Here is a 25287-nt window from a genome sequence, read left to right on the forward strand (position 1 = left end):
CAGTTTTCTCCCTAAATTTCGTGGAACATACCAATTTTGTCTTTTATTCTCTGCATTTCATTATCTGCTTCAATGATAGCTCTTGCAGAATGAAGTAATTCTTCACTTATCTCATCATAGCCAGGCATTTCTTCAATTCCTTTTTTATAGCGAAGTTGATGTTCCAATGTTGCCCAGAAATCCATACCATTGGTTCGAATCTGTAATTCTACACGCATAGGTGTTTTACCCTTAGCAAAAAATACTGGTATTTCAACAATCATATGATAGCTTCGATAACCATTCGATTTTGGATTTTTTATATAATCTTTTATTTCAATAACTTTAATATCATCCTGTTGGGTAATCAAATCTGATATCATATAAATATCGTCAATAAACGCACAAACTATTCGAACGCCTGCTACATCATTGAGATATGTCTGTATATTTTCTGTTGTAAATTCATATCCCATCTTCTGCATTTTATCGTAAATACTATTGGGCTTCTTAATTCTTGTTTTTATAAAAGAAATAGGATTTCGATTGTTCTCAACTGAAAATTCATCATCCAAAACCTCAAGTTTAGTTTGTATCTCCCGAATAGCACAACGATACATCATCATTAAATTATAAAATTTTGTAGCATTATTTAAAAACTGTAGTGATTCCGGACTGTTCATCCTGAGTTTTTTTACTTCATCTTTTGTCATGGAACTTTCCTTTCTACCTCATCCCTGATTTCAAAACATTATTTATTTTGATAGTTGATTCGTTCTCCTTGAATTACTGGATAACAAATCATTTTATCACTATCCAGATTTTCTACATGCATATCTACTGCACTGATCTGGTGGTTTTCATAAGTATTGTAATAATAAATACCTTTTGTAACATTACAACACGACGTATACAATGTGATTTCATATTTTCCATCCGCTACTTCGCAACATCCTCGTTGCTGATCCACAGATCCGAGAATGTGGAAGAATTGGCTAACGCTTTCTTCCTCTGATTCACCTGAAATTGCATTTACCTTTGTAAAAGCTACACGTACAAAGCGTGAGGAAGATGAGAGATCTCCCGGAAGACCTAATCCTCCCATACCTCTACTATATGCATCAAGAGCCAAATTTTCGCAGAAAGTATTTCTGGGCTGTTTAGGAGATAAATACATATAATTATTTAGTTGAAACATCTGCTGTGGAAATGGCGGATTATTCGTAAGCACTCCTACTGGATTGTCATAAATATGCAAACCATCTGACATAGATTCTACCGTAATTGACTCATTCTCATCAGAAATGATCCAGTGTAATTGTGCTAATGGTAATTGCTCGCTGAAAGGAGTATTAACAATATTAATTCGTTCAAGAAGCTCGCGAACTTCAACTAAAGAAGAACACTGACTTAAAATCCACGGAATAAATTCAAACTGTGCAATATTTTCCACATCTGGCTTAATCGCGGCATAAACAGCATTTCCGACAAAATTCAGTCCTGCCATTGCCACTCCTTTTTCATTCATAGCATCATAATACAAAGGATAATCCTCTGCAACATGAGCCATTCCAATAATTGCATAATGATTTTTCATATCGCCAACATGGCGAAAATTAAACGCATAATTACGTGGTGTAATTACTATCTGATCACCATAAGAGAATTCATAATCGAGGGTTCGTCCAAAGTAAAAATCTTTTGTTTTATAAGTTGCTGCTGTACACATGATCGTTTATCCTCCTAAATAGATTGAAATATGTCAATGAATTTTTTTCTTGAACAATAGTATAGCACAATCTTTTATTTTGTTCCAACTTCATACATGATCATAACATGTAAACTTTAAACTATTTTCCTAGATTATTTCTCCATCAGTTTTTCAAACCAGGTATCCATAGCTAGGATGAATTGACCTACGTCTGGCAATTCTTGCAGCATTTCGTTTAGGGTTTTGTGCTTCACATATTTCTGCACATACACCCAAAAGACAACGCTACTGGCTTCTGATACAATGTCAGCTATGGTTTTGCGCATAAGCTCTTCAAATTCAGCAATTTCTTCTTTCGGAACAACATCATATGTGGTGACAGTATGGAGCCTCTCTATCTGGATGGACAGATCATCTGGATTCATAAACAAGAAACTCTTGAAGAAGGAGAAATCGGTGTCTTTTTCCTCGATGGTGATGCTTATGTAAAGAAATATCATCAATCTGATTCCGGTATCCAATTTATTTCTCTAAATAAAAAATATGCTCCTATCCAAGTCACTTCCGGCTCCACCTTAAAAACTTTTGGAAAAGTAGTTGGCTAATTTTAAAAGGCTGATGCATTAACAGTAAACTTGCAGGGCGTCTTTTTTCACCATTTTGCATGGCTTATAGCGTTCACAAAACACATTCACAAAATCTTCGCAAAAATTAGCACTCACCTCTTGACAGTGCTAATAATACGTGTTATATTACGGATAGAACAAAGGAAGAGAGATAAAAGAAAAGGTATTCCAGATGTTCGAAGAACTAGAAATGATAATACAGCAGACTGGATCGTGAAGATCTAGGGAGCTTTTGAAAGGAGATATGACTTATGTTAATGCCTAGTATTTTTGGAGAAAACTTATTTGATGATTTCTTTACACCATTCTATTATGATGACAAAGATGAGAAGAAAGCGGAAAAGAAGCTGTACGGAAGAAGAGCACAGAATCTCCTGAAGACAGATATTAAGGAAAAACCGGAAGGTTATGAACTGATTGTTGATGTTCCTGGCTTCAAGAAAGATGAAGTCAAAGTTGCATTGAAAGATGGTTACTTAACTGTCAGTGCAGCAAAAGGTCTGGATGAAGACGATGAAGATAAGAAGGGACACTACATCAGACGTGAACGTTACGCAGGAGCCTGCGAGCGAAGCTTTTATGTAGGCGAAGAAGTGACTCAGGAAGACATTAAAGGTGAATACAAACATGGTATCCTGAAACTGTTTGTTCCGAAGAAAGAAGCAAAACCAGTTTCCAATGATCCGAAATATATAACCATTGAATGATAATGATAACATCTGATTGATAAAAAGCTCGTGGTGTTGCCCGAAGATTTCGGGCAGTACCCTTTAAATATAATTGTAAGTAACAGTCGAAAGACTTGAATATAGATTTGTTTGTCATGAAAAGGAGAGATGACTTATGTTAATGCCTAGTATTTTTGGAGAAAACTTATTTGATGATGATTGGATGAATTTCCCGTTTAACGATGAGTTTTGGGGCAAGAAGAATCCGCTTTATGGTAAACATGCGCAGAACATGATGAAAACGGATATCCGTGAAACAAACGGTAGCTATGAACTGGATGTCGATCTTCCGGGATTTAAGAAAGACGAGATTCAGGTACAGCTGAAAGATGGTTATCTGGTACTTTCTGCTGCAAAGGGACTGGATAAAGATGAAAAAGATAAAGAAGGTAATTATATCAGGCGTGAACGCTATGCGGGCAGCATGTGCCGAAGCTTTTATGTAGGCGATGCAGTAAGCGAAGAAGACATTCATGCAAAATATGAAGATGGTATTCTGAAACTGTCCGTGCCAAAGAAAGCACCTGAGAAAATAGAAAAAGATGGTTATATTGCCATTGAAGGTTAAGGAAATCTCCTTATAGTCGGGCTGTCGCATCAATGATTAGGAAATCATAGGTGCGGCAGCATCTTTTTGCCGTTTTTAAGGCGAAATATTCTCTCCTTTCATTCTGTTTCTACAAGAAGGCGAACTTTAATAAACCTTTTCTGGAAAAAGGTTCGTTTTCAGGATTTACTTTTGACCTGTCAAAATCAGGCGGTTTGTTTGAGTGGAAATAAATGCCGCCCTGTCCTTCCTGCCTGAATCTTATGATGAAGCTTGTTTATGTTATACCCGATCGCCAGCAAGATACTCTGGGCGGTTACATTTGCTTTCCTTCGATATAAATATCGCCTGAATTCCATATACAAAAGTTCTTTTAATTCTATTACTATCTGTTCGTTCTCCATTTTCACCTAATCTCTTTCTTCCCAGTAATCATAAGCATCGTCATACCCCTCATCGTAATCTCCATCCCCAAATTCTTCTGCGAAATCATCTGCATTATCATATTCTTCGGCATCATACGGATCATAATTTTTTTCTGAAGATAAACATTTCTTTGATTTTTTGTATTTAATATCTGAGAGCTAAGAATAGCAGGGACAGGCAGTGTATATACACTGCCGGGCATTCGCCTCAAAAGCGGGACCCTCCCCACTTTTGGAATCTTCGCTTCGCTCGATTTTATGAAAACATAAAGGAGATTTTTATATGGCAAACAGAAAAAGAGATGTACAGATACTGCTCTGGGTTACTCCGGAGGAAAAGAAGATGATCCGCAAGAGGATGATTCTATCCAAGACCTCTAACATGAGCGTGTATCTGCGTAAGATGGCGATTGATGGCATGATTGTCAATACAGATACCACTTATTTGAAAGCAATGTATCAGGAAATGCACAAGATTGGTGTGAACATCAACCAGCTTGCCAAAGTTGCAAACACCGTAGGTACTGCCACACCGCAAGATATAGAAGAGCTGAAAGAAATGGTGAAAAAGATATGGCTTACATTAAGATCTTTCCAATCAAATCTACAGTGAAAAAGGCTGTGGCCTATATCACGAATCCAGATAAGACGGATGAACAAAAACTCGTCTCTTCGTTTGGCTGTTCTCCGGAAACTGCGGATCTGGAATTTGCCATGACAGCAGAAATGGGAAAAAATAATGTCATGGAAAAGGGAGATAACCTCGCCTGGCACATGATCATTTCCTATCATCCCAATGATCTCACCGATCCAAAACTTGCCCATGAGGTCAGCACCAAAATCGCAGATTCTGTTCTGAAGGGAAAATATGAATATGTGCTTACCACACATACAGATAAAAAACATATTCACAGCCACTTGCTTTTTAATGCTACCAGCTTCACGGATTATCATAAATATGTTTCTAATAAACGCACCTACCATAAGATCTGCCAGATCAGTAACCGCATCTGCAAAGAACATGGGCTGTCTACTTCTATGCCAACTTCTGAAGCCGGACGTTCCTATAAAGAAGATATGGAATATAAGCGAGGACAGAGCTGGAAGGCAAAACTAAAATATCAGATTGACCGTGCCATCTGGACATCTGTGACTTACGATGAATTTCTTTTGAAGATGAAAGAAGCCGGTTATGAAACTCGTCAGGGAAAGTACCTGGCGTTCCGTGCGCCAGGAGCTGTCAACTTTATCAATGTGAAGACACTGGGAACCTATTATGCAGATGATCATTTACTGGTTCGTCTTGAAAAAAATCGTTGCAAGGCTCGCACTCCTCAGAAAAAAATAACCGTGTCTGGCTTTTCGTTGAAATGACCACTTACCTGTCCGATCATAATAAAGCAGGATTTGAACACTGGGCAAAGTTGAATAATCTGAAAGAAGCTGCCCGGACTTTCAACTATCTATCTGAACATAATCTACTGAATTATGAAGATTTTAAAAATCATGTAGCTGATTCCGCTGATGCAATTCAAGCTACAGAATCCAAAATACAGTCTCTGAATAAACAGCTGGATGCACAACGGCTGCTCCAAAAACGCTGTGATGTTTACCGCCATTGCAGAACTGTTTTACTTGCTGAAAAAGATGCTCCTGATAAAAAAGCATATCAGAAACAACATCAGGCAGAGTACCAGCTGCATGATACTACCCTTCAGGAATTATCTGGTCTTGGAATAAAAAAACTGCCCTCACAGGAAAAATTGCAGAAGCAGCTTCAGCAACTGGAAACAGAACTGGCAGCTACCCAGAAAGAACTCACACAGCTTCAGGCAGATCAGCGAACTCTGCATATTGTACAAAGCAACTTTTCCTCTATGCTCCAGGATGCTAATATTCTTCCAGAATTATCCTCTGAAAATCCGGAGCAATCCATTTAAGCAAAAAAATAAGAGGATACCCGTACTCGATTTTCTCAAGTTTGGTATCCTCTCATCTATTTTAGCTTTCGTTCCTTAAGTCAGCTCAACCCCTTTCTGTAGATTATCTTTTCCCGACTTCTGACCAAGTTTTTCTTTGTTCTCTTTCAGACGATCATGGATGGATTTCTTTTTTTCTCCTGCTGATCTATCGGAGTTTTTTACAGTAACGGCTTCTGACTGTACCTCTTTATGATTAGCTGCTGACTCTTTCTCATTTACTTCTGTAGCTATATCAGGAGATTTTTCCACCAGTCCACAATATTCATACAGGTAAGGTAAGATGTGTTCCTGGACATCTCGCTGATCTTCGATTCCTTTCATATGTTCAATGATATCGCCCTCACCGGTACCCAGCATGATCTTTCCTGTTACCTTGTGAATCTCTGAATCTATAGAACAAAGCACCATATATCCAACCGAATACAGGTCATCCCATTTATCATTTGCCTGATTTTCCTTCAAGAAAGTCTGATCCAATGCTCCAAGTTTTTCATTTGCTTCTTTAAACGGCAGATACTTTCCGGTTTCCATTTCTCTGTATTCACTAAATACAATTTTTACCATTGGCTCTAAATCCTTTTTTTCAGGAATGGAATAATCGTTGATTCTCTGCAAAAGAACCTGTGCCTTTGTACTTAGTTCATCACTTTCGTCCATCACATCTTTTAAAAATCCGGAATATTCTTTTTTCCCACGTCCTGCATACAGATCATATTCTATTTCTTTGACCAGTGTTTCCTTATCATCAACGTTATCCCGGAACTCATAAGTATCAAAGTCTTCTGCCAGGTCTACCAGCGCATAAGCGATTGCTTCCGCTGTCATATGCTCCGGATAAATATCCTGCTTTTCCTGGGCTGTCATAAAATATTTGAAGTCCGGGAACCGCTCTCTAAGCTCCTGTATTGCTTCCAGAACCAATGGATGCTCACGGTAATATGAAATTGAATCAATGTTATCCGCATAAATCGTATGCCCTTTTATTAAGGTCATCGGACCATCCAGATAATCCGGAAGGGATGAATCGTGTAACTCAAATCCCATTCCATTTCCCATATAGCTTAATCTCGGATCTGCCAAGATCTGCTTATATCTGTCCGTGACCTGTTCAACGGTAAGCCCGTCAAAATAATTTCCCATAGACGGAAACTCCTCACATACAGCTGCAAAGAATGTGATAGTTGCTCCCGTTTTCTGCTGATAGCTCTCTGCTGCTTTTCTGATTTCTTCTCTCCGCTCTTTCTCTCCAAATCCGTTGTTCAACACATTATCAACCATATTATAATTCTGCTCCTCCAGTTCCAGTTATTTTTCTCTATTGTCAACTACAATCAATATCATTTCCCTTTGCTGTTTTATCATGATCATGTTCCTGTTGACCTTTTTGTTTTATTGCATTCAGTTTATCGTGAATGCTCTGCTTTCCGCTGTTCTCAGGCTCTTCGGAACTTCCTTGCTCGTCCATATTTAAGAGTGCATTTAACTCTGACAGACGTTCCATCATCTGATTCAGCTCCTTCTCTTTTGGAAATGGCTTTACCACTTCCTGTTTTGCATTTTCCAGCTGTTCTTTTACTGTTTCTAGTTTCTGCTCCGCATCTGCCAGTTTCTTCGGATAACTTTCCAATAAATTGTTAATACGGGCAATGTTTCCAAGTGGATCTGAACCTAATGGAAGCGAAGATACTGCTGTGTGTTTCACTGAAAGAATAAATTCTTTATGCGAATAATTCAGTTTCAGTAATTTTCCCTTCACAAAGCCTGCCGGATAATATTCGCCGGCGATCCGTATCATATCCTTTTCAGTTTGAACGGTCTCCAGAATCAACTGATATATTTCTTCTACCAGATCCTGCTCTCTGCTATATGTATGCAGTAAAACATCAAAATCAATATTTTTCTTTACCAGTTCAGCATAAGCATTGATTGTCTGTTCTTTTTGATCACATCGAATCCTATCGCCATCTGATTTGATATGATTCGATGTGATATTACTCTGATTATTATAATTCATATAAGTCTTATTATATAGCGGTACCGTTTTGGGAACCTCTTGAAGTCCGTTTTGGGGCACTTCTGAGGTATCTGTTTCGGCACCTCTGAGGTGCTTATTCATCACCTCAGGAGTTCCCCTTTCGATACTTCTATGTACCACATCTTTTTCCTGTGAAGTTCCCATTTCATTACTTCTTTGACTACTCTGATGTGCCATAAAGCTCTTAACATATATAATGTTCGGCAATCCAAAGCCTCTCTTTTTCTTTTCAATCAGTCCGATTTTCTCCAATTCTGTGAGATAATCCATTGCTTTTTTCTTAGAGAATCCCAAGTCACTCTGTATCTCCGTGATCTGATAGATAATGTACACCTTGTTTTCTTCGTCAAGCCATTTATTTTTCATTGACAGTCCCATTCTATCCAGAAGTACCGAGTAAAGGACTTTAGCTGATAAAGACAGTGCGGAAAATGCTTCATCTAATAATAATATCCTTGGAATCCGGATAAAACTGAACTGATCAGCCTGAGTGCCATAATAGTATTCAAAATTCATACTGTTATCTCACCTCTTTTCCATTGATCCAGAAGTTCCAGAATTACACTTTCCATATCTTCTGCCGTATATTTATCAGAGAAGAAATTTCTCAGTTTTTTCTCTGACAATATGATTTTCTGTTCCTGCTTCCTTCCAGGCTGGCTGTTTACCAGTATGGAAATCATTTTCGCCTGCGTCATCGGTTCTGCTTCAAGTGCTGTGCGGAGTGCCGCTACCTGAACTGCTTTAACCGTACCATTTTCTTTGATGTATTCAAATAACCATGTTTGAATCTCTTTGTCAATATAGGAAATGTCAACCGCAACGGTAAAGGGCAGCCGCTTCTTGTCTACATAATCAAGTAATTCAGGAATTAATTCAGTCAAACGAATAAACCTCCTGATTGTATTTTTACTTTCCCCGGTTTCTTTTCCTATCAATTCTGCCGTTTCAAAATTCCGCCCAACTTGGGTGGAATTATTTTTTGATGGTCTTCCTGCCTGTCTTTTCATAGCATCCATTTTCATTTTATATGCAAATGCTTTTTCACTTGGAAGCAATTCTTCTCGTTGAATATTAGCATCTACCATTACTACTACTGCATCATCATCGTCCATATCCCGCACAATGGCCGGTATTGTTTCCAGTCCTGCTTTTATCGCTGCGTGCATTCTTCGATGCCCGGATATCATCTCATAGCTGCTATTCTTATCTGGCCTTACTAAAACAGGTGTCAGCACACCATTCTGTTTAATACTCTCTACCAGGTCATCCATCCTGGATATCTTCAGCAGTCTCAATATCGTATTCTTCGAGAAGCTGACGAATGATATTTCTTTTTCCATCGGTCATTTGTACTCTGTGTACAGGTTTCTTTTGTCTTGCCATAATAAAAGACCCTCCTAATGATATTTATTTTATCATAGAAGGACCTTATGATGGTTATTTTACAGAAAAAGGTTCACAGGCTCGGTTCTTTTTCAGTTACCTATTTTTTCATTCATTCTTTTGTTTCTTCTGACCACTAACAAAGCATCCAACAATTCCTAATATTGCGGTAATTGCTGTGATAATGACTGTCACATTCATTTGACCAATCAATTCTGAATGTCCAAACGCAACAATATTATTCAAATAGTCTGCATAACTTCCTACGGTTTCCGTAAGCGTGACGAAATAAAATAGCGTCACAGAAATAATAATGGAAGCAATCAGTTCTATGATACCTGTTTTAACCCAAAATTGTACTGTACTCAGAGCGCATCCTATTCCTAACCCCAGTATTACTTTTACGTCATATTTTCCAAGTGCAGACGCATATACCAGATAGGCGACCAGTGACACAAGACATAACAAAGGAATCGCTGCCTGAATATAAAAACCTATTGTTCTATTTTTTAATGATTTCACTTTTTCTCCTCCTTTCCTGCATCAGAACTTCTTTTCACTTCACCTCGTACATATAATCCTATAAATGCAATTGTCATAATTGCAAATACAGCAATCAATACTTTTAATGTAATACTCCACCACGGTGTGATTGATACGATTCTGCTGTCCTCGGACAATCCATTCATTGCTGCTGAATGGCTGAATGCATAAATTGTATTTTTCGTCATATCACGCAATCTTAAAAGGACAATTCCATCATCGGTCTGGTTAAGATAATCCACAATCACAGGTCCTGAAACCTTATCAAAGTCAAAACAAATCATATCTGTATATCCCATCAACTGATCTACAAAATGTGAAGCATAATCTGTCACAGCCGCATCTGTAATCAAATGTCCTTTGAATCCCCATTCGCCTCTTACAACTTCGTAATTCAGTGCTGCGCAAGCAGGTGAATATGTCAATCCCTGTCTTCCATAAATTTCCATTGCGCCCAAAACACCACCAAGATCATTTCGCATTGCTCCCTCAAATCCTCTCAATGATCCTTCTCTGAATGCCTGCTCACGATAGAAATAACTAATACCACCTCTCTGAGTTTCAAAATCATTTCCACAAAAATGCTTTGGTCCTGCAATAACTCCTCGTTCCTGCTCTGCAGATAAAACAATCGTTCCAACATAATAATTTACATTAGAATCCTCAGAATAATATTCCTCGTTTCTTCCACTGAACGGAGTACGTCTCAAATCCAGTCCACCAGTCCATGCCTCATTGCATCCCTGAAATAAAACTTCCTCACCTTGAAGAAATCCTCTTTCCTCCTGTAGTTCTTTATTCCAGCTTGCTGCAATAACAGAGGTATAATTACCTCCAAATTCAGTATACGAATTCGGATTCTTTTCCTCATCCGTTCCAAATCCTAATAATTCAGGGAATGATGCATCTGATCCATTGCATCCGTCACTGGAATGTGTTTCAGGAAGCACAATAGAATTTATCTCTGAAGTCCCCTGTACATTTGGGAATAAAGATGCCATTTCTTCAATTGTCATTTGGTCTAAAAATGCATTCCATGTTTCAGTATCATCATAATCGACATCCCGCATCATTGCAAATGTAATTCCATTATCTGCTTCTCCCTGATTCATTTCTGAAGCGGAAGGTGCATCCTCTGCTTTTTGGTATACCTCTCCCTGTAGTTTTGTTTTCATTTCTTCTCCAACTACAGGTACACTGACTGCCTCCGTCGGGAATGTTGCTGCCCAGTCTGAACGACTGAGATAAGTAACGTTAACTCCAGTATCCTCTGACCAATAGTTAATGTCCTGTTCACCAAAACGGTTTGTAACTCTTTCCCCAGTTGCTTTGCTATACGCATAACTGTCTGTATCTGGTTTTTCATTGTCCGGAATCCCATCAGTGAACTTATAAACACAACTTTCATTCAAAGTAACGTCTTCTGTTCCATCCTGATTAAACATTCCGACATATCCCTGCACCGCCAATATATTATTCAATGCATCGTGAGAACTCTCTCCCACTGCAAAATAATAATCTCCTGCACTTAGAATATATCCTTCTGCCCCATTCTGATCATAACTTGCAAGAAGGTAACGATCCACTGGCACCTGCACAGTCTCCGTTCCATCTGGATCTAACAGACTGCTCTTTTCATATCCCACAAACTGAATCGCACTCTTTTCCACTTCATTAAGACGCTCATACTCTCCATATGGAGTCTGTGCATAAACTAAAACTGCACATTTTCCTGGTTTTTCACCTATATTGCGGACTTCCACATTCACCATATACTGGTCGGTTTCTGCATCATACTCTACCCCTGTGATCTGCTGTTCAAAATCCGTATAAGACATTCCCCATCCAAATGTAAAGCACATTTCATCCGCATAATTCCATGCACCTGCCGAGCGGAAACAGCCAACATCTGAAGCTGCATTTCCACTTCCTGTAATGCAGTCTGCATACCTCGTCTCGTAATATTTATAACCTATATAAATATTTTCCTGCTCAACAGTCACATACTGTGTGCTTTCATCCGTCACAATGCCATCATCATACATGGTATCAACATTAGACCATGTCGGAGCATTTCCACATGCGTTCACAATTGCCGGAGAAGACAACGAACTGGCTGCGAATGTATCACTTAAACGTCCAGAAGGATTTACTTCGCCATCCAGTATTTTTGCCACACCAGTTAATCCAGTATTTCCAGGTGAACCAATCCATAAACATGCATCTACATTATAATCATCTAACCAATCCAACTCCATAAAATAAGTTGTATTGATAACCACAATAATCTTATCAAAATGCTCTTTTACAATCTCTAACATATCTTTTTCATTTTGATGCAATGCAAGACTGCTGATTGTCTCTCCTGTGGTTTCATCCACCTCGCTGACCGGCATATCACGTCCTTCTCCCGCTTCCCTTGCAAGTACGACAATTGCCGCATCATTATAATCATCCAGTGAATCTAATACTTCTTCCGTGTAAATACTCTTAGGTGCTTCACAGTTGCCTGTTCCCATATAATTCTTGATACCATCACCCCAAGGTGGAAATCCTCCCTCACCTGTTCGTGGCTCCATACTGCTATAGGCATTGTACAATGTATCATTTATCTCGAATCCTTCATTGCTCAAGGCTTCATAGAAGTCAACAGTCAAATCCCCATTTTTGTATGTTCTCGATCCTGCTGCTGAAGTGTGATATAGCGGATTATATGCAGCAAACCCAAATAAGCTGACTTTTTTCCCAGTTTCCAATGGCAGTGTTCCATCATTCGATAATAATACTGCACCTTCTTCTTCCTCTCGCTCGATGTGATCGTAAACATCAGCCTCTAACTTTTTTAAATTGTCTTCTGTAAAATCCCCATACGAACTTGCATAAATAATCCTCGTATCTGTATCAGATACCATCTTTGTCGTTTTTACCCCCAAAAATGAATTTACCTGTGAGGCGTAACTCTCCGCACATACACTTCCAAAAGAAGTAAAAGCCAACAAAAATGCTGATACACTGGCGAATCCTCGAAATGCCAGATTACTTTTATTTCTCGTTCCCATAATTTTCCTCTCTTTCTTTAAATTACGCTATGTGTGCACCATTACGTTGTAATCATTGTAAGAGAAAAGCAATAAAAGCTCAATATATTATGCATATCCTGTCTTTATCGGTACATATTCTGTAAATTCAAATTATCTTTACTGAATTTTTATTTTTAAGTATGATTTCTGATGCCAATTTGCATTAATTTTTCTGACAAAATGCAGTATGGTAAAGAAAGTATAAGAAGTCAGGAGATTTATCATGAGTCAGGCAAAAGTAGATCGTTATAAAGAAGAAAAAAAGAACCGAAAAAAATCATGGCAAAAGAAAAAAGAATCCGTATCTTTGTTTTTTACAATCTGCCGTGCCTCATCTGGCTCATGCAGAGTTCGGCACCGGAATCAAGATTTGTAACATAAAAATCTGATTCTTTGTCTGAACAGTAATAGTTCCATTGTATTTTTCAGCAGTATAACGGATACTCTTCATACCGTATCCATGATCTGCCTTGTTTTTCTTAGTTGTAAGCGGAAGACCTTTTTCAAATTGCAGCTTTCCCTCATAGTAATTCTGAACCTGAATTACCATAAGATCACTCTGAATGATTAATTTTGTACTTACGACACGCTTATCCGGATCTGTCACTTTCATGACTGCTGTAATAGCATTATCCAATGCATTTCCAAATATTGCATAAATATCTTCTACCCTCATAAAATCAAGATGTTCTCCATCTGCCATGCAAGTCCAGCAAATATCATGATTTTTGCAGAACAATGCTTTTTCCATCAATACAATGTCAAGTGCACGGTTTCCTGTCTTTAACGCAGTATCATAAATCATGATGTCATTTTCAAGTTCTTCCAGATACTCATTTTTCTCTTTTCCATCATCCATACTTTTTAATGCACGAATCTGATGTTTTAAATCATGGCATTTCCGGTTAATATTTTCAATGGTATCCGCAGTCATTTTATATTGCCTGTTTTGCAAATAAAGAGCCGTGTTAATTCCATTTAACTCCCGATGAAGCTGAATCAGATTTTTCTGATTGATCTGAACAATCAATGCATACACACAGCACAGACAGTCCATACCACAAAGAATCATTCGATACCATCTGCCAACCTCAAACCCAGCCACCTTTGCTCCCTCTAGAATCCCAAGCAACCATATAATTACAATAATCGTCGTCAACGGAAAAACCAATTTCTTGTCTGCCACAAATCTTCCATTATCCGGTATTTTTTTTGCACAGAAAAAATATGCCATTACATAAACCAGCACATAGCACCCTACACTTACCACCTTGCTTTCCCCTCCGGCAAGATTATATATCTGCATAAGACTATAAGATATATGCTGTACTGCAAAAGCACAAGTAGAACAATATACCGCCTGCACAATAGACTGCCCCATGCATATCCATACAAATAAAATGCTTATTATCAGATAAACTGCCCAGTAGAAAATTTCTCCAGCTACTGAATCCGGTTTTCCCACAAATTCATTATAAAAGCCGACCAAAATCAACATACTTATACTTAAAACCGTTGCAATCAGTACGAAATGTTTTCTTTTCCTCACAGGTTTTAAGAAAAGAAGACACGCACAAATCAACTCGACCATATAGGAAACATTTAACCAATATTTCATCATATCTCAATTCCTCCCATATAGTTTGCAAGTGCCTGTAAAAACTCTTTTTTACGTGGACGGCTGATTTTAAGATGTTCACCTTGAAGAATTACATCTTCTTTCTCCACACCATTTACATATTTCAAATTCACAAGATAACAATTATTACACCGTTTAAATGAGAGTCCTTCCAACTGCTGCTCCAAATCTTTTAACGAAGCTTTCTGACAGAATTCTCCATGTTTTGTGTGGTATAAAAGATAATGTCCGTCTACTTCCACAAAAAACAGTTCATCCGATGAAATAATCTGCATTCCTCTTGGTGTTGTCAGTACAATATTTTTTGACCGCTGATTAGAAATAATATCTAAAGCATTCAAAAGCTTCATGGCAAAAGAATAGTAGTTCACTGGTTTGATTATAAAATCAAGCGCCCGCACCTCATATCCCCGGATTGCCATCTGAGCCATATTGGTTACAAAGAAAATAAGAACTTCTTTGTCTTTCTGTCTGATTTTCTTCGCCGTGTCAATTCCATTAGTTCCGTCCATGTCAATATCAAGACAGATCAGATCATACGATGCATCAAATTGCTGCAAAAATACGTCTCCAGAACAATAAGTTTTTATCTCCAGTTTTATGGCATTTTCCTTTTGAAACTGTTCAAAACATTCCTGTAAGGAATCCCTTTCTTCCTGCTCATCGTCCACTATTGCAATTTTTCTCATATCCGCTCCCCATATTACTATCTGTCATATAAAAATAATTTACAGAGTATGCTTGTTTCAAACATACTCTGCATTCTATTATAACAGATTTCTTCTTTTCCTTAAAGATTAATTACTTTCTCTCCTTTTTCTCTCCTTCCGGGAAAATAATCTTGAATACAAAAAAATAGATAACCATGGATACTCCACCCGTAATAAATGTAACTAATAAATTATAGACTGCCGGTGCAAAAAAATGTTGTGCAATCGGCATCCACAATCCATTAATCCCATTGCAAACAAGCGAAATTAATATCCATGCGATAAAATACCATAAAATCTGCCATGCAATATTCCCATGACTTTTAAACGTAATATTTCTCTGTAAAGGAAAATTGACACACTGTGCCAAAAATGTTCCCAGCTCATAACTGATAAAATATCCCAGTCCACCGCCGATGATTACCTCTCCCGCTGCATTTCTTGCAACTTCATAGCCTAAAATATTCCACTTATAATCTATTCCAAATACATGCATCGGAATCTGAGGCCACATAAATTCTTGTCCAGCATATTCAATACCGAACATGTAAGGGAAAAATGTAAACATCAGATACTGTAAGACTGTAACTCCCATACTAAAAACCCAGAAATATAACAACTGTATCAGAAGTTTTGCGATTTTTTCATGTTTTTTCTCAAATTCTTCCCATTTCTTACGCATGGCACACCTCCTCAATGTACGCTGTAGCTTCCTTATTTTTCATTACCAGCACTTTTGCTACTGCACTCCCATAAGGACTTTCTGCTTTAACAAAAAGTTCCTTTGCTGTATCCGGTTTCACAATCACCATTGCTTCTCCATAATAAGTATCTGCTGTATCTCCGTGATAACTTCTTTCATAATATGGACATGCGCTACCAATACCAAGAATTTTTCCACCTTCAACAGTTACTCTAATGCTGCCACGTATCATTGGCTTCCACTCACCCTCGAAATCTGTATACTTCATTCTGATATAAACAAGATCATCCTCTCTCACAATTTCCTGTTCTGGTGCTAAAGTCAATCTAGTTTCTGCATCTGCTGTTTTCAAAATCTTTTCTGCGATTTTGCAATTATTTTCATCGTAAGAAACCGCTTTTAATTCTCCACTGTGATACGCAACATGAAAATTTGTTTTACAATCTTTCTTTATATTCTTTGTTCCTACACATTCCCCATTTACATAAAGTGAAACATGATGTGCTCTGGCATACACTTCCACAGAAGTTTTCTTTCCCTCACATCCTTCAAAAGACCAGCTCTCTATTGCATTACTCATCTTCCATGCGGAAGGAGAATGAGCTTCATGTGCATAATGCACCGGGACAACGCCAATTCCTATTTTTTCCAGACCAAATGCAACTTTCGTATAAGTCAATTCAGCCAATGGTTTTCCCGTAAGATCAATTCTTCCGGAACCTGCGCTTACCCATCCAGGTCCATTATCAAAACGCTTTGCATATTCTTTGTATTCCCATGAACCAATTCCTACCTCTCCAAGATAATCCATGCCAGCCCATACAAAATCACCTATAATTCGCGGTTCTTCTTTTGCCATTTCTATAAACTTATATGCATCTGCGCAGAAAGTTTCACTGCCTAAAATAATACGATTCGGATATTTTTTCAAATCATGACGGTAACGCTTGATTCCGTAGTTATAGCCTGCCACATCCATTTTTGCAAAAGCATCCTTCGTCTTCACATCACATGGATACAATGTTGCACCTGTTTTCATGAAATCGGCTCCTAAAACTCCTGCCAGTTCATTAAAAAATTCGCTGCCGACAGATTTTTTCTTCTTTACATCCTTTGCTGTCTGATCTGCCTTTTTGTCACTGTATACACCTAATCCCATCGAACTTAAGAAATTAAAGAAAATATTGATTCCACAGGTAACAGGTCGTGTACCATCCAGTACATGAAGTGTCTCTGTCAGATTTTCACAAAGCTTAATTCCTTTTTTCTGTGCAGTCTCTGACACTTCATTTCCAGTAGAATACATAATGACAGAAGGATGATTATAATCTTTTGCAACTAAATCAGCTATATCTGTTTTGTAATTATCTAAAATTATATCTGCATAATCGTATTTTGTTTTATGAATATACCAGCCATCAATATACTCATCCATTACAAGCATACCAAATTCATCACATGCATCTAACATTGCTTTTGAGCACGGATTATGTGCACTCCGGATTGCATTATATCCATTTTCCTGCAAAATACGGATTTTTCTGCGTTCTGCAAAGTCGTATGCACACGCACCTAACAATCCATTATCATGATGAATACATGCCCCTCTTAAAATGACACGTTTCCCATTGATGCAAAAGCCGTGCTCTGCATCACAAGTAACAGTACGGATTCCGAATCTTACTTCCTGAATATCCTCACCAAATGTAACCCGACAAGTATAGAGTTTCGGATATTTCGGACTCCAGAGTTCTGTTTGTTCAAGTACCATTTCTGTGTGATATTCCACAGTTTTTTCTTTTACATCACAAATGGCGTTTTCCACAGTATCTTCTGACTGTATTGTCTTGGAAACAATAAGTTTTTCTCCATCAAATATCTCAGTACAGAGCATTCCCACGCCAGTTGTCTTTACATCTACCGCAATCTTTTTTTTCTGATAATCAAGTGTTTTTACACGAATTTCATCCCGTAAAATATGCTCCGTCGGAAATATGTAAAGCCATACCGGACGATAAATTCCCGTTCCGGAATACCATCTGCTGTTCGGCTGGTCACTGTTTACTACAGTTACTTTTATCTCATTATCTGCCCCATAGTTCACAGACTCTGTGATATCCACATAGAATCCTGTATATCCGTATTCATGATAAGCGGCTTTTTTCCGATTTACATAGACAGTCGCTTTGCGATATATCCCTTCAAACTCTAAGAGCAGTTTTTTTCCATTCCATTTTTCCGATATATGTAAATTTCTCTCATAAGTATAATCCTGTGCCTCAATCCATCCCGTATTTACACCTCCAGCACTTGTCTCACTTTTTTCATCAAGAAGCATTGCATCATGCGGCACATCTGTTGCAAATTGTGTCTCCCTTTTTCCTGTCACATAACAGATCCAGTTCTTATTCAAAGATAATTTTTCCATCTAAGTAATTCCTCCCAAAACCACATATTTTTTGTCCGGATAATTCTGACCAAGAAACTTCTTTTCACTTTTTCAATCATGCTCTATCTATGGCTTGTTACCTTGCAAAAAACTGATGATTTTATTTTACTTACCTCCATCAAAATAACAAGAGGCTGTGCATGCATTGCAGGATGGCGTTCATAAATTGCAGTCTTTTTTCCTATTTTTTCTCATTTGTGCTGCTGCATTTTTTAACATATTAAAATATATCAACCAAAATGGTTAAAATATCACAATCAGCTTTAGTACAACAGAGTGGTAATGATATTTATTTTATCATAGAAGGACCTTGTGATGGTTATTTTACAGAAAAAGTTTCACAGGCTCCTTTTCTTTTTCATGATACATAAATTTATACTTAAACCAGCGTAATCATCTACACCGATAATATTTCAAATAAATGACCACATATTACTCCAATGGCATATTCGATGATATCCCACAATTTCAATATCATACAGCTTACAGCAAGAACAAACACTGCTATTCCAAAATTTTGCCACTGTTGCAATGACAAAGCAATCACTGCGCACATTATGAAAATTGCATTAACCAGAACCGCTGCCAGATAATGTATTTTCGATAAGATACTGACTGTAAAAGATAAAGCAATCAAAATCACCATCACTGGCAATACAATCAATTTTGCAAATATTTTTAACATTTTATGCGTCCTCCTCTTTTCTGACTTATTTCCCAGATGCTGATCGAACAGCCAATTATTATTTATCATTTGCGGCATACTGCGGCAGATCATGGTTTACTTCTGCCTGATAATAGCCGCTGATGGTACTCGGTGCATTAAACAATGCCGCCAGCAGATATTTTTTGATATTATGTATTTTTGAGGTATTCTTTCTCATGCAGTCCATCGCATATTCCACATGGAACATATTCAGTTTCAAAAATTTGCTTCTGACCAATTCCGCCGGATACTCACTGGATGCAACAACGATGGACTTATTCTTACAAAGAACCGTTTCCAGAATCAGATCAAAGATCTTTTCATCATCCAGCACCTTGAACGGATGATTCTTAAACGGATGCGGCCTGTACTGGTATCAAAACAGAATCAGAAGAAACCAGTGCATTGATTGTCATCATACCAAGGCTCGGCATACAGTCGATCAGGATATAATCGTATCGGCATCTTATCGCATCGATATATTCCTTCATGATCATTTCTCTGCTCATAACATTTCCCATCGTTACTTCCAGGGCAGAAAGCTCAATATTTGCCGGAAGTAAATCTACATTTTCCTGGTGATGTAAGATACCATCTTCCAGAGAGATTTCTTCTTCGTTGATGACATCCATCATGATCGTTGCCAGTGTGATGCGAAGATCATCCGGTTCCTCATATCCAAGACTTGCTGTTAAACTTCCCTGTGGATCCGCGTCAATCAGCAACACTTTCTTACCTTCTCTTGCCAGTCCAATGCCTACATTTACGGTTGTGGTGGTCTTTCCAACGCCGCCTTTCTGGTTTACTACGGATATAACTTTACACATGATTTCTTCCTCCTTTAACTTTCCCATGATTCTTTTTTCCATAATTTCAACAATGCCAGTATTTCCCGCTTCATCATTGCCGGTGTATAGGAATTCGGAAAATACTTATGTAGCTGTTCGTTTGTGAAAGCCACTCTTGTGATTTCACCTTTTTTAACCTCACACATGATTTCTTCCATCTTTTCCAGTGACAACTGCTTTTCTTTACTCAGTTGCCGGATCCTCTGGGCCTGTGAGAGTGACGGGATTGCCTGTGCATACTCCATTGCTACAAGCAGTTCCTTTTGCTCTTTTTCACTTAATGCAGCTATCTCTACAGCCGGACAAAAAGAAATAATCTCATCATCCAGTTTCTGCAGCATTTCCGGTATCAGTTTTGTCAGTGAGATATAACGTTGCACTTGTTTTGGGCTATCACCACAATCTTCACTGATAATCTCTATCGCCCGCTTTCTTGGTGTTTTGTGGTCAACTTGGCTCTTTTTTCGACCACTTTTTCTTTTTAGTACGTCATTCTTCAATTTGTAAGCAAAAGCTTTTTCACTGTAGCTGATCCGTTCTCTGTGAAGATTAGAATCTACCATGCTTAAAATGGAATCATCTTCACTTAATACCCGGATAATCACCGGTACTTTTCGGTATCCCAGTTTCTCCGCAGCATGTTTTCTTCTGTGGCCGGATATGATCTCATAGTATCCATCCGGTACCGGTCTGACGATCAGCGGATTTAATATTCCATACTTCTCAATGCTTTCCTGCAGAAGAAACATTTCCTTATCATCTTTCACCTGAAACGGGTGCTCTTTGAATGGACGAAGACGCTCAATCTCAATTTCTATGATTCTTTCTTCGTTTTCTCCTGATTGTCTGTTTGGCTCAGTCATCTTGACTCCTTTCCTCCAGGATTCAGGAAATAAAAAATGCCTGCCTGGAACTTTTATAGATAGTAAAGTTCCAAACAGACATTGCTGTTTGACCATTAGCTGTAGCTAATAGAATTAAATACTGTTTCAGCTAATTCATGTTTGCAGGTTTGGGAGAGATTGTTTCTTTTCCCGCCTTTTCTCTGATTTACATCCCCGAATAAGGGGTGACAACGGAGCGGAACCCAAATGTTAGCTGGACTTCTTAAAACCCATGTTTGCAAACCGGTAATTTTGATTAGCTGTCAGCTAACAAAAATCGGATTGCGTTAGCTGGAAATTGATCATTTTGAATGGAATTTTGTGTCACGAACGTGATTTGAAAATAACAAAAGCGTTCGTTGTCAGCTAATCCAGCTAACATTTTCGAACGCTTTGAAGCCCGTCGCCAAGAGGATTTGAACCTCCGACCCCTCGCTTAGGAGGCGAGTGCTCTATCCAGCTGAGCTATGACGACACATGCCGCAAACCCTTGATTTTACTGGGTTTCTGGGATTTTTCCCTTCGGCCATATATAAGATTATCAACTCTTTTTCGAGTTGTCAATCTACAGATTTTTTTGATTTGGTAACATTAGAACGTTCCCCAATTTGGGGAATGCTTTGTTGTCACCCTTAGCATTTTTCAGAATAGATTCGAACTGAAAGTTGTTTTTCATTTTTTCCCTTTGGGGAATGCCTCGGCTTTCTCTTAGGAGCTTGAGATACCACTGAAAACATATATAATTCTTAGTAAAGTTAAGTCAAGGAAATCCTTGATTTTCCTAACTATTCTGTTACTCCTCGTCAAAATAAGAAAACCTGTTTTCATCTCTGTAAAGCACCTTTCGGTGCTCGTCCGGTGCTCGGAGCACCCGGAGGATATAACCATTCCGTTCCATCGAGTTCACTCAGTTGGCCACCATTACGATTCAGCTTCGTAACAATGATCACTTGGTTTTCTTATTAGATTAACTATATTATAACGTGCTGTAGGTCGGATGTCGATGATTTTTTGACCATATTTATTGTTTTATATGTTACTTCTCTATTAGTTCTGCAAACTTGAAGTTATCTATTTCTCCTCTTCGTTAAGACCTAGTTCATTACATATTACTTGCTATCCATCATACCTTATTCTTTCTACCAGCGTTTCCTTTTTCAGATTACTGCTTAAAACGCAGGAAAGTACAATCTGCAACAGACCGACCAAAAAAATCATAATAAAAATTGGTACGATTGGAACATGATAGATATTCATTCCAAATATTCCATTATGTTTTGCATAGGAAAAAAGTGCATAGCCGAGCGGCAGACCAATGATCAAAGCTACGCATATGGTACCAACCGTAAACATCAGTCCCTGTAACTGCAGGCATAAATTTAATTGTTTATTTGTCATACCCACAGCCTGTAATATACCATATTCCTGCTTTTTTGTCGTAATATTCATGATCATGGTATTCGCCATATTCATAAACCCGATGAGTCCTACAATAGCCATAAACAGATAACAGCCAAGCTTCATCATGCTGCTTGCAAATTCGGCAGATTGTAACTGCGCATGATAGGTATCCATTTTTATATGTGAAGTATTAGAAATCAAAGTATTCAGACTCTGTTCCACAGATGCCACATCTTTTTTATCACAGTCCACCCACAGATAGCCATAGGCTGTTCCTCTCGGATTCATGGAACGATATACACCTTCCGGAATGACAAGATAAGTGTCCGCACTTACAAAAGATCCTGCAATCTTTCCCTGATAGGTATAGGTTCCACTTCCATTCTCAAAGTCAAATGCAATGGATTCACCCGGAGCATATCCATCTTGTTCCATCCACGTTGACCAGCCAAAGAAAATATCACCATTCTTTACCGCCTGATCATAGTCCATAGAGCCAATATCCCCTTCTTGGCGCATAAAATCAAAATCCTTTTTACTCACAATAGTAGCCGGAAATCTTGTTCCGTTCAGATTTACAGAGACAATCTCTCTCGTCATGACATCTGTTACTCCCGGAATGCTTTTGATTTCTTCAATCAGCGAATCATTCAATGGATCATCCGTCAGAATCGTATCCAGATTATTCTCCGGATATCTTTCATCATACTCAGCAGAATAGTCAAGCTGCAGTTCAAATTGTCCATGATTAACGGAAAGACGTGCTTCATGCTCCGTGTCAATATTTCCCACATAATTAGAGATAATCACAAACAATACGCAAGAAAAACCCATTGTGATGATAGTACCAATAGTTCTTTTGGGATTACCCGTTACATTTGCCATTGCCATAGAAAACACGGTGACATTTTTTCTGCCATTTCGTTTTCCTTTTTTTTGTGTTTCTGCATTTTCTAAATACCGTGTTGCTTCGATAGGTGAAATCCGTGAAACAATTTTCATTGGTTTACGCAGTGCCAAAGCAACGGTAAGAAATGATACGAAAATACAGAGAAGCATAACAGGCAGGGAAAACAGAGGCACCTGCTGATTTTGAACTCCCATAGAGCCAGTTCCGGTTGATACAAGGTTCCCCTGTTCTACCAGCCAGTTAAAACCGCATTTTGCAATCAGAAAGCCCAAAAGCAATCCAACTGGTATTGAAAAAAATGTCAAAAAAATGCCCTCTCTGAAGATCAGTTGTTTCATCTGCTTTTTTGTCGCTCCCAGAGCCTTGATTTTTCCATACTCCTGTATCTTGTTGGCAATACCGACCTGAAAAATATTATAAATGACCACAACAGAGAAAAGTACAATTGCAAGAATCAAAACCCCGCATACCGCAATCGTTTCATAACTCGGCTGCAAGACCCATTGCAAATAGAGATCATTGACTATAACGTTTTTTTCTTCGATCCCACAAGCTGCTGCAATCTGCTTTATAACCGAATCAATATTATTCATAGATACATTTGCAGAATCATTTAAAGTAAAATAAATATTATACTGTCTGTCATTCTCTGCGACGTGCTCATCATAAAACTCCTGTGACCCGAAAGCAACATAAGATGCCTCGATGGTATACTCATCCCGATCATATAGGATTCCGCTGACAACAAATTCTTCCGGCTTATATTCTGACTGCATCCCTGCGCGGTAATCCAGTGTAACCGTATCTCCGATCTTTACATCACCATACCCCATTGCACGAAAAAATGCTCTTCCTGCGGCAATTTCCTGCGTTCCCCCCGGATACTTTCCTTCCTTTAACTCATATTCCTTATTATAGGGAAGCATTTTTCTTGCAGTCTCATCCATGCAGACAAACCCGCCTTTTTCATTGCCTTTTATGATACCTTCGGTGCACATAGTGCCTGTAGCATCTATTTCCGCACGGCGGTTTACTTCTTTTAACTGCGATCCGTCTGCGGAAACAAACAGACCATAATTGCTTCCATATGATCCTGCCGCCTGACTTTTCTGTAAATGAATTCCCCCATTTCCCACAGTACTGATGATAACAAGCAGCATCGTGGTCAGACAGATTGCCATCATGATCAGTATACTTCTTGTCCTGTTCCTTTTGTCATTGCTATATGCAATCCTGCTTATTGTCTTCATCTGAAATCCACCACCTGTCCGTCCTCAATCACCAGAATACGGTCAGCGACCTGTGCAATTTCGTCATCATGGGTAATCATTACAATTGTCTGTCCATATTTTTTTGCTGTCATCTTAAGCAGAGCGATTACTTCATCACTGGTCTTAGAATCAAGATTGCCTGTCGGCTCATCCGCAAATATAATTTCCGGACGATTCACCAGTGCTCTTGCAATCGCTACTCTCTGCTGCTGTCCTCCGGATAACTGATTTGGCAGATTATAAATCCGGTTTTCAATCCCCAGAGTTGCAATAATATCATTTACATACGCTTCATCCACTTTTCTTCCATCCAGCCCCAGTGGCAGTACAATATTTTCCCAGACATTAACAGATGAAACCAGATTAAATGCCTGAAAAACAAATCCGATTTTTCTTCTGCGGAAAACAGCAAGGGCATCTTCCTTCATCCTGTATAAATCTTTCCCTGCTAAAGTAACACTGCCTTTTGTCGGGGTATCAAGCCCTCCAAGCATATGAAGTAATGTACTTTTACCGGAACCTGACTTTCCAACAATTGCAACAAATTCTCCCTGCTCAATCTGAATGTCCACCTGATTGACCGCTTTGACCTGATTCTCACCTGCGCCATAAAACTTACAAAGCTGCTTGGTTTCTAATATCACACTCATGTGTTGCCTCCTTTTCAATTCTGTAAAGCGTACCTTTTCAGCACGCTTTCTTTGCCTGTTTATATATTTGGTCA

22 protein-coding genes, 1 tRNA gene and 2 pseudogenes are annotated in these 25287 nt (G+C 38.4%); 6 read left to right on the forward strand and 19 right to left on the reverse strand.

Annotated elements, in window-relative coordinates:
* Positions 1-11 precede the first annotated feature (11 nt).
* From AB5618_RS07685 to AB5618_RS07695, 3 genes are all read right to left on the reverse strand, one after another.
* Positions 12-692: a GTP pyrophosphokinase family protein gene (locus AB5618_RS07685; RefSeq protein WP_148463585.1), complete on the reverse strand. Its 681-nt coding sequence runs from the start codon at positions 690-692 to the stop codon at positions 12-14.
* Positions 693-730: 38 nt separating this feature from the next.
* A complete protein-coding gene (bsh, locus tag AB5618_RS07690; RefSeq protein ID WP_005347230.1) occupies positions 731-1708 on the reverse strand; it encodes a choloylglycine hydrolase in 978 nt (325 codons plus the stop codon).
* A gap of 134 nt (positions 1709-1842) precedes the next feature.
* Positions 1843-2115 carry a hypothetical protein gene (locus AB5618_RS07695; protein ID WP_330382803.1) on the reverse strand — a complete coding sequence of 91 codons (273 nt, stop codon included), beginning with the start codon at positions 2113-2115 and terminating at the stop codon, positions 1843-1845.
* Here AB5618_RS07695 and AB5618_RS07700 point away from each other — a divergent pair.
* The 6 genes from AB5618_RS07700 to AB5618_RS07725 all read left to right on the forward strand — a co-directional run bounded on the left by AB5618_RS07700 (position 2074) and on the right by AB5618_RS07725 (position 5956).
* Positions 2074-2295, forward strand: a complete 222-nt coding sequence (locus AB5618_RS07700) for a S24 family peptidase (protein WP_118584014.1) — start codon at positions 2074-2076, stop codon at positions 2293-2295. The genes AB5618_RS07695 and AB5618_RS07700 overlap by 42 nt on opposite strands.
* A gap of 272 nt (positions 2296-2567) precedes the next feature.
* Complete coding sequence (locus tag AB5618_RS07705; RefSeq protein WP_118254521.1) at positions 2568-3023, forward strand: Hsp20/alpha crystallin family protein; 456 nt, start codon at positions 2568-2570, stop codon at positions 3021-3023.
* Between the two features lie 136 nt (positions 3024-3159).
* Positions 3160-3612 carry an Hsp20/alpha crystallin family protein gene (locus AB5618_RS07710; RefSeq protein ID WP_148463586.1) on the forward strand — a complete coding sequence of 151 codons (453 nt, stop codon included), beginning with the start codon at positions 3160-3162 and terminating at the stop codon, positions 3610-3612.
* A 687-nt stretch (positions 3613-4299) separates the two neighbouring features.
* Positions 4300-4629, forward strand: coding sequence for a MobC family plasmid mobilization relaxosome protein (locus AB5618_RS07715; RefSeq protein WP_147598859.1), 330 nt, complete (start codon positions 4300-4302; stop codon positions 4627-4629).
* Complete coding sequence (locus AB5618_RS07720; RefSeq protein WP_233456132.1) at positions 4590-5390, forward strand: relaxase/mobilization nuclease domain-containing protein; 801 nt, start codon at positions 4590-4592, stop codon at positions 5388-5390. The genes AB5618_RS07715 and AB5618_RS07720 overlap by 40 nt, the downstream gene beginning before the upstream one ends.
* Positions 5387-5956 carry a hypothetical protein gene (locus AB5618_RS07725; protein ID WP_233456131.1) on the forward strand — a complete coding sequence of 190 codons (570 nt, stop codon included), beginning with the start codon at positions 5387-5389 and terminating at the stop codon, positions 5954-5956. The genes AB5618_RS07720 and AB5618_RS07725 overlap by 4 nt, the downstream gene beginning before the upstream one ends.
* A 75-nt stretch (positions 5957-6031) precedes the next feature.
* On the opposite strand, the gene AB5618_RS07730 is transcribed toward AB5618_RS07725, so the two are convergent.
* The 16 genes and pseudogenes from AB5618_RS07730 to AB5618_RS07805 form a co-directional block, all read right to left on the reverse strand.
* Positions 6032-7276 carry an LPD25 domain-containing protein gene (locus AB5618_RS07730; protein WP_148463587.1) on the reverse strand — a complete coding sequence of 415 codons (1245 nt, stop codon included), beginning with the start codon at positions 7274-7276 and terminating at the stop codon, positions 6032-6034.
* A gap of 43 nt (positions 7277-7319) precedes the next feature.
* Positions 7320-8549 (reverse strand): replication initiator protein A, encoded by a 1230-nt coding sequence (locus tag AB5618_RS07735; protein WP_173719592.1) that lies wholly within the window; start codon positions 8547-8549, stop codon positions 7320-7322.
* Positions 8546-9307, reverse strand: coding sequence for a ParB/RepB/Spo0J family partition protein (locus AB5618_RS07740; protein ID WP_233456130.1), 762 nt, complete (start codon positions 9305-9307; stop codon positions 8546-8548). The genes AB5618_RS07735 and AB5618_RS07740 overlap by 4 nt, the downstream gene beginning before the upstream one ends.
* 220 nt (positions 9308-9527) lie before the next feature.
* Positions 9528-9941: a hypothetical protein gene (locus AB5618_RS07745; protein ID WP_173717514.1), complete on the reverse strand. Its 414-nt coding sequence runs from the start codon at positions 9939-9941 to the stop codon at positions 9528-9530.
* Complete coding sequence (locus AB5618_RS07750; RefSeq protein WP_173717515.1) at positions 9938-13021, reverse strand: glycoside hydrolase family 3 C-terminal domain-containing protein; 3084 nt, start codon at positions 13019-13021, stop codon at positions 9938-9940. The genes AB5618_RS07745 and AB5618_RS07750 overlap by 4 nt, the downstream gene beginning before the upstream one ends.
* Positions 13022-13382: 361 nt before the next feature.
* Positions 13383-14663, reverse strand: a complete 1281-nt coding sequence (locus tag AB5618_RS07755) for an ATP-binding protein (protein WP_226841066.1) — start codon at positions 14661-14663, stop codon at positions 13383-13385.
* Entirely contained in the window at positions 14660-15370 is a 711-nt protein-coding gene (locus AB5618_RS07760; protein WP_173717516.1) for a LytTR family DNA-binding domain-containing protein, read from the reverse strand. The genes AB5618_RS07755 and AB5618_RS07760 overlap by 4 nt, the downstream gene beginning before the upstream one ends.
* A gap of 112 nt (positions 15371-15482) precedes the next feature.
* Positions 15483-16073 (reverse strand): hypothetical protein, encoded by a 591-nt coding sequence (locus AB5618_RS07765; protein ID WP_173774204.1) that lies wholly within the window; start codon positions 16071-16073, stop codon positions 15483-15485.
* Positions 16066-18522, reverse strand: coding sequence for a glycoside hydrolase family 2 TIM barrel-domain containing protein (locus tag AB5618_RS07770; protein ID WP_173717560.1), 2457 nt, complete (start codon positions 18520-18522; stop codon positions 16066-16068). Before AB5618_RS07770 ends, AB5618_RS07765 begins: the two co-directional genes overlap by 8 nt.
* Before the next feature lie 418 nt (positions 18523-18940).
* On the reverse strand, positions 18941-19228 hold the full coding sequence (locus tag AB5618_RS07775) for a hypothetical protein (RefSeq protein WP_173716635.1): 288 nt from the start codon (positions 19226-19228) through the stop codon (positions 18941-18943).
* Positions 19229-19286: 58 nt separating this feature from the next.
* Positions 19287-19580, reverse strand: a pseudogene (locus AB5618_RS07780) (DUF6017 domain-containing protein); the annotation flags it as partial.
* Between the two features lie 28 nt (positions 19581-19608).
* Positions 19609-20076 (reverse strand): annotated as a pseudogene (locus AB5618_RS07785) (ParA family protein); the annotation flags it as partial.
* A gap of 14 nt (positions 20077-20090) precedes the next feature.
* Positions 20091-20960 (reverse strand): ParB/RepB/Spo0J family partition protein, encoded by an 870-nt coding sequence (locus tag AB5618_RS07790; RefSeq protein ID WP_055225867.1) that lies wholly within the window; start codon positions 20958-20960, stop codon positions 20091-20093.
* 422 nt (positions 20961-21382) lie between these two features.
* Positions 21383-21456, reverse strand: a tRNA-Arg gene (locus AB5618_RS07795).
* Between the two features lie 641 nt (positions 21457-22097).
* On the reverse strand, positions 22098-24542 hold the full coding sequence (locus AB5618_RS07800; protein WP_368366640.1) for an ABC transporter permease: 2445 nt from the start codon (positions 24540-24542) through the stop codon (positions 22098-22100).
* Positions 24539-25213 carry an ABC transporter ATP-binding protein gene (locus tag AB5618_RS07805; RefSeq protein WP_006426335.1) on the reverse strand — a complete coding sequence of 225 codons (675 nt, stop codon included), beginning with the start codon at positions 25211-25213 and terminating at the stop codon, positions 24539-24541. The genes AB5618_RS07800 and AB5618_RS07805 overlap by 4 nt, the downstream gene beginning before the upstream one ends.
* Positions 25214-25287: the final 74 nt, after the last annotated feature.

Source organism: Ruminococcus sp. J1101004sp1_RTP21198st1_B9_RTP21198_201120, from assembly GCF_040924245.1.
In the GTDB taxonomy this organism is placed as follows: domain Bacteria; phylum Bacillota; class Clostridia; order Lachnospirales; family Lachnospiraceae; genus Blautia_A; species Blautia_A faecis.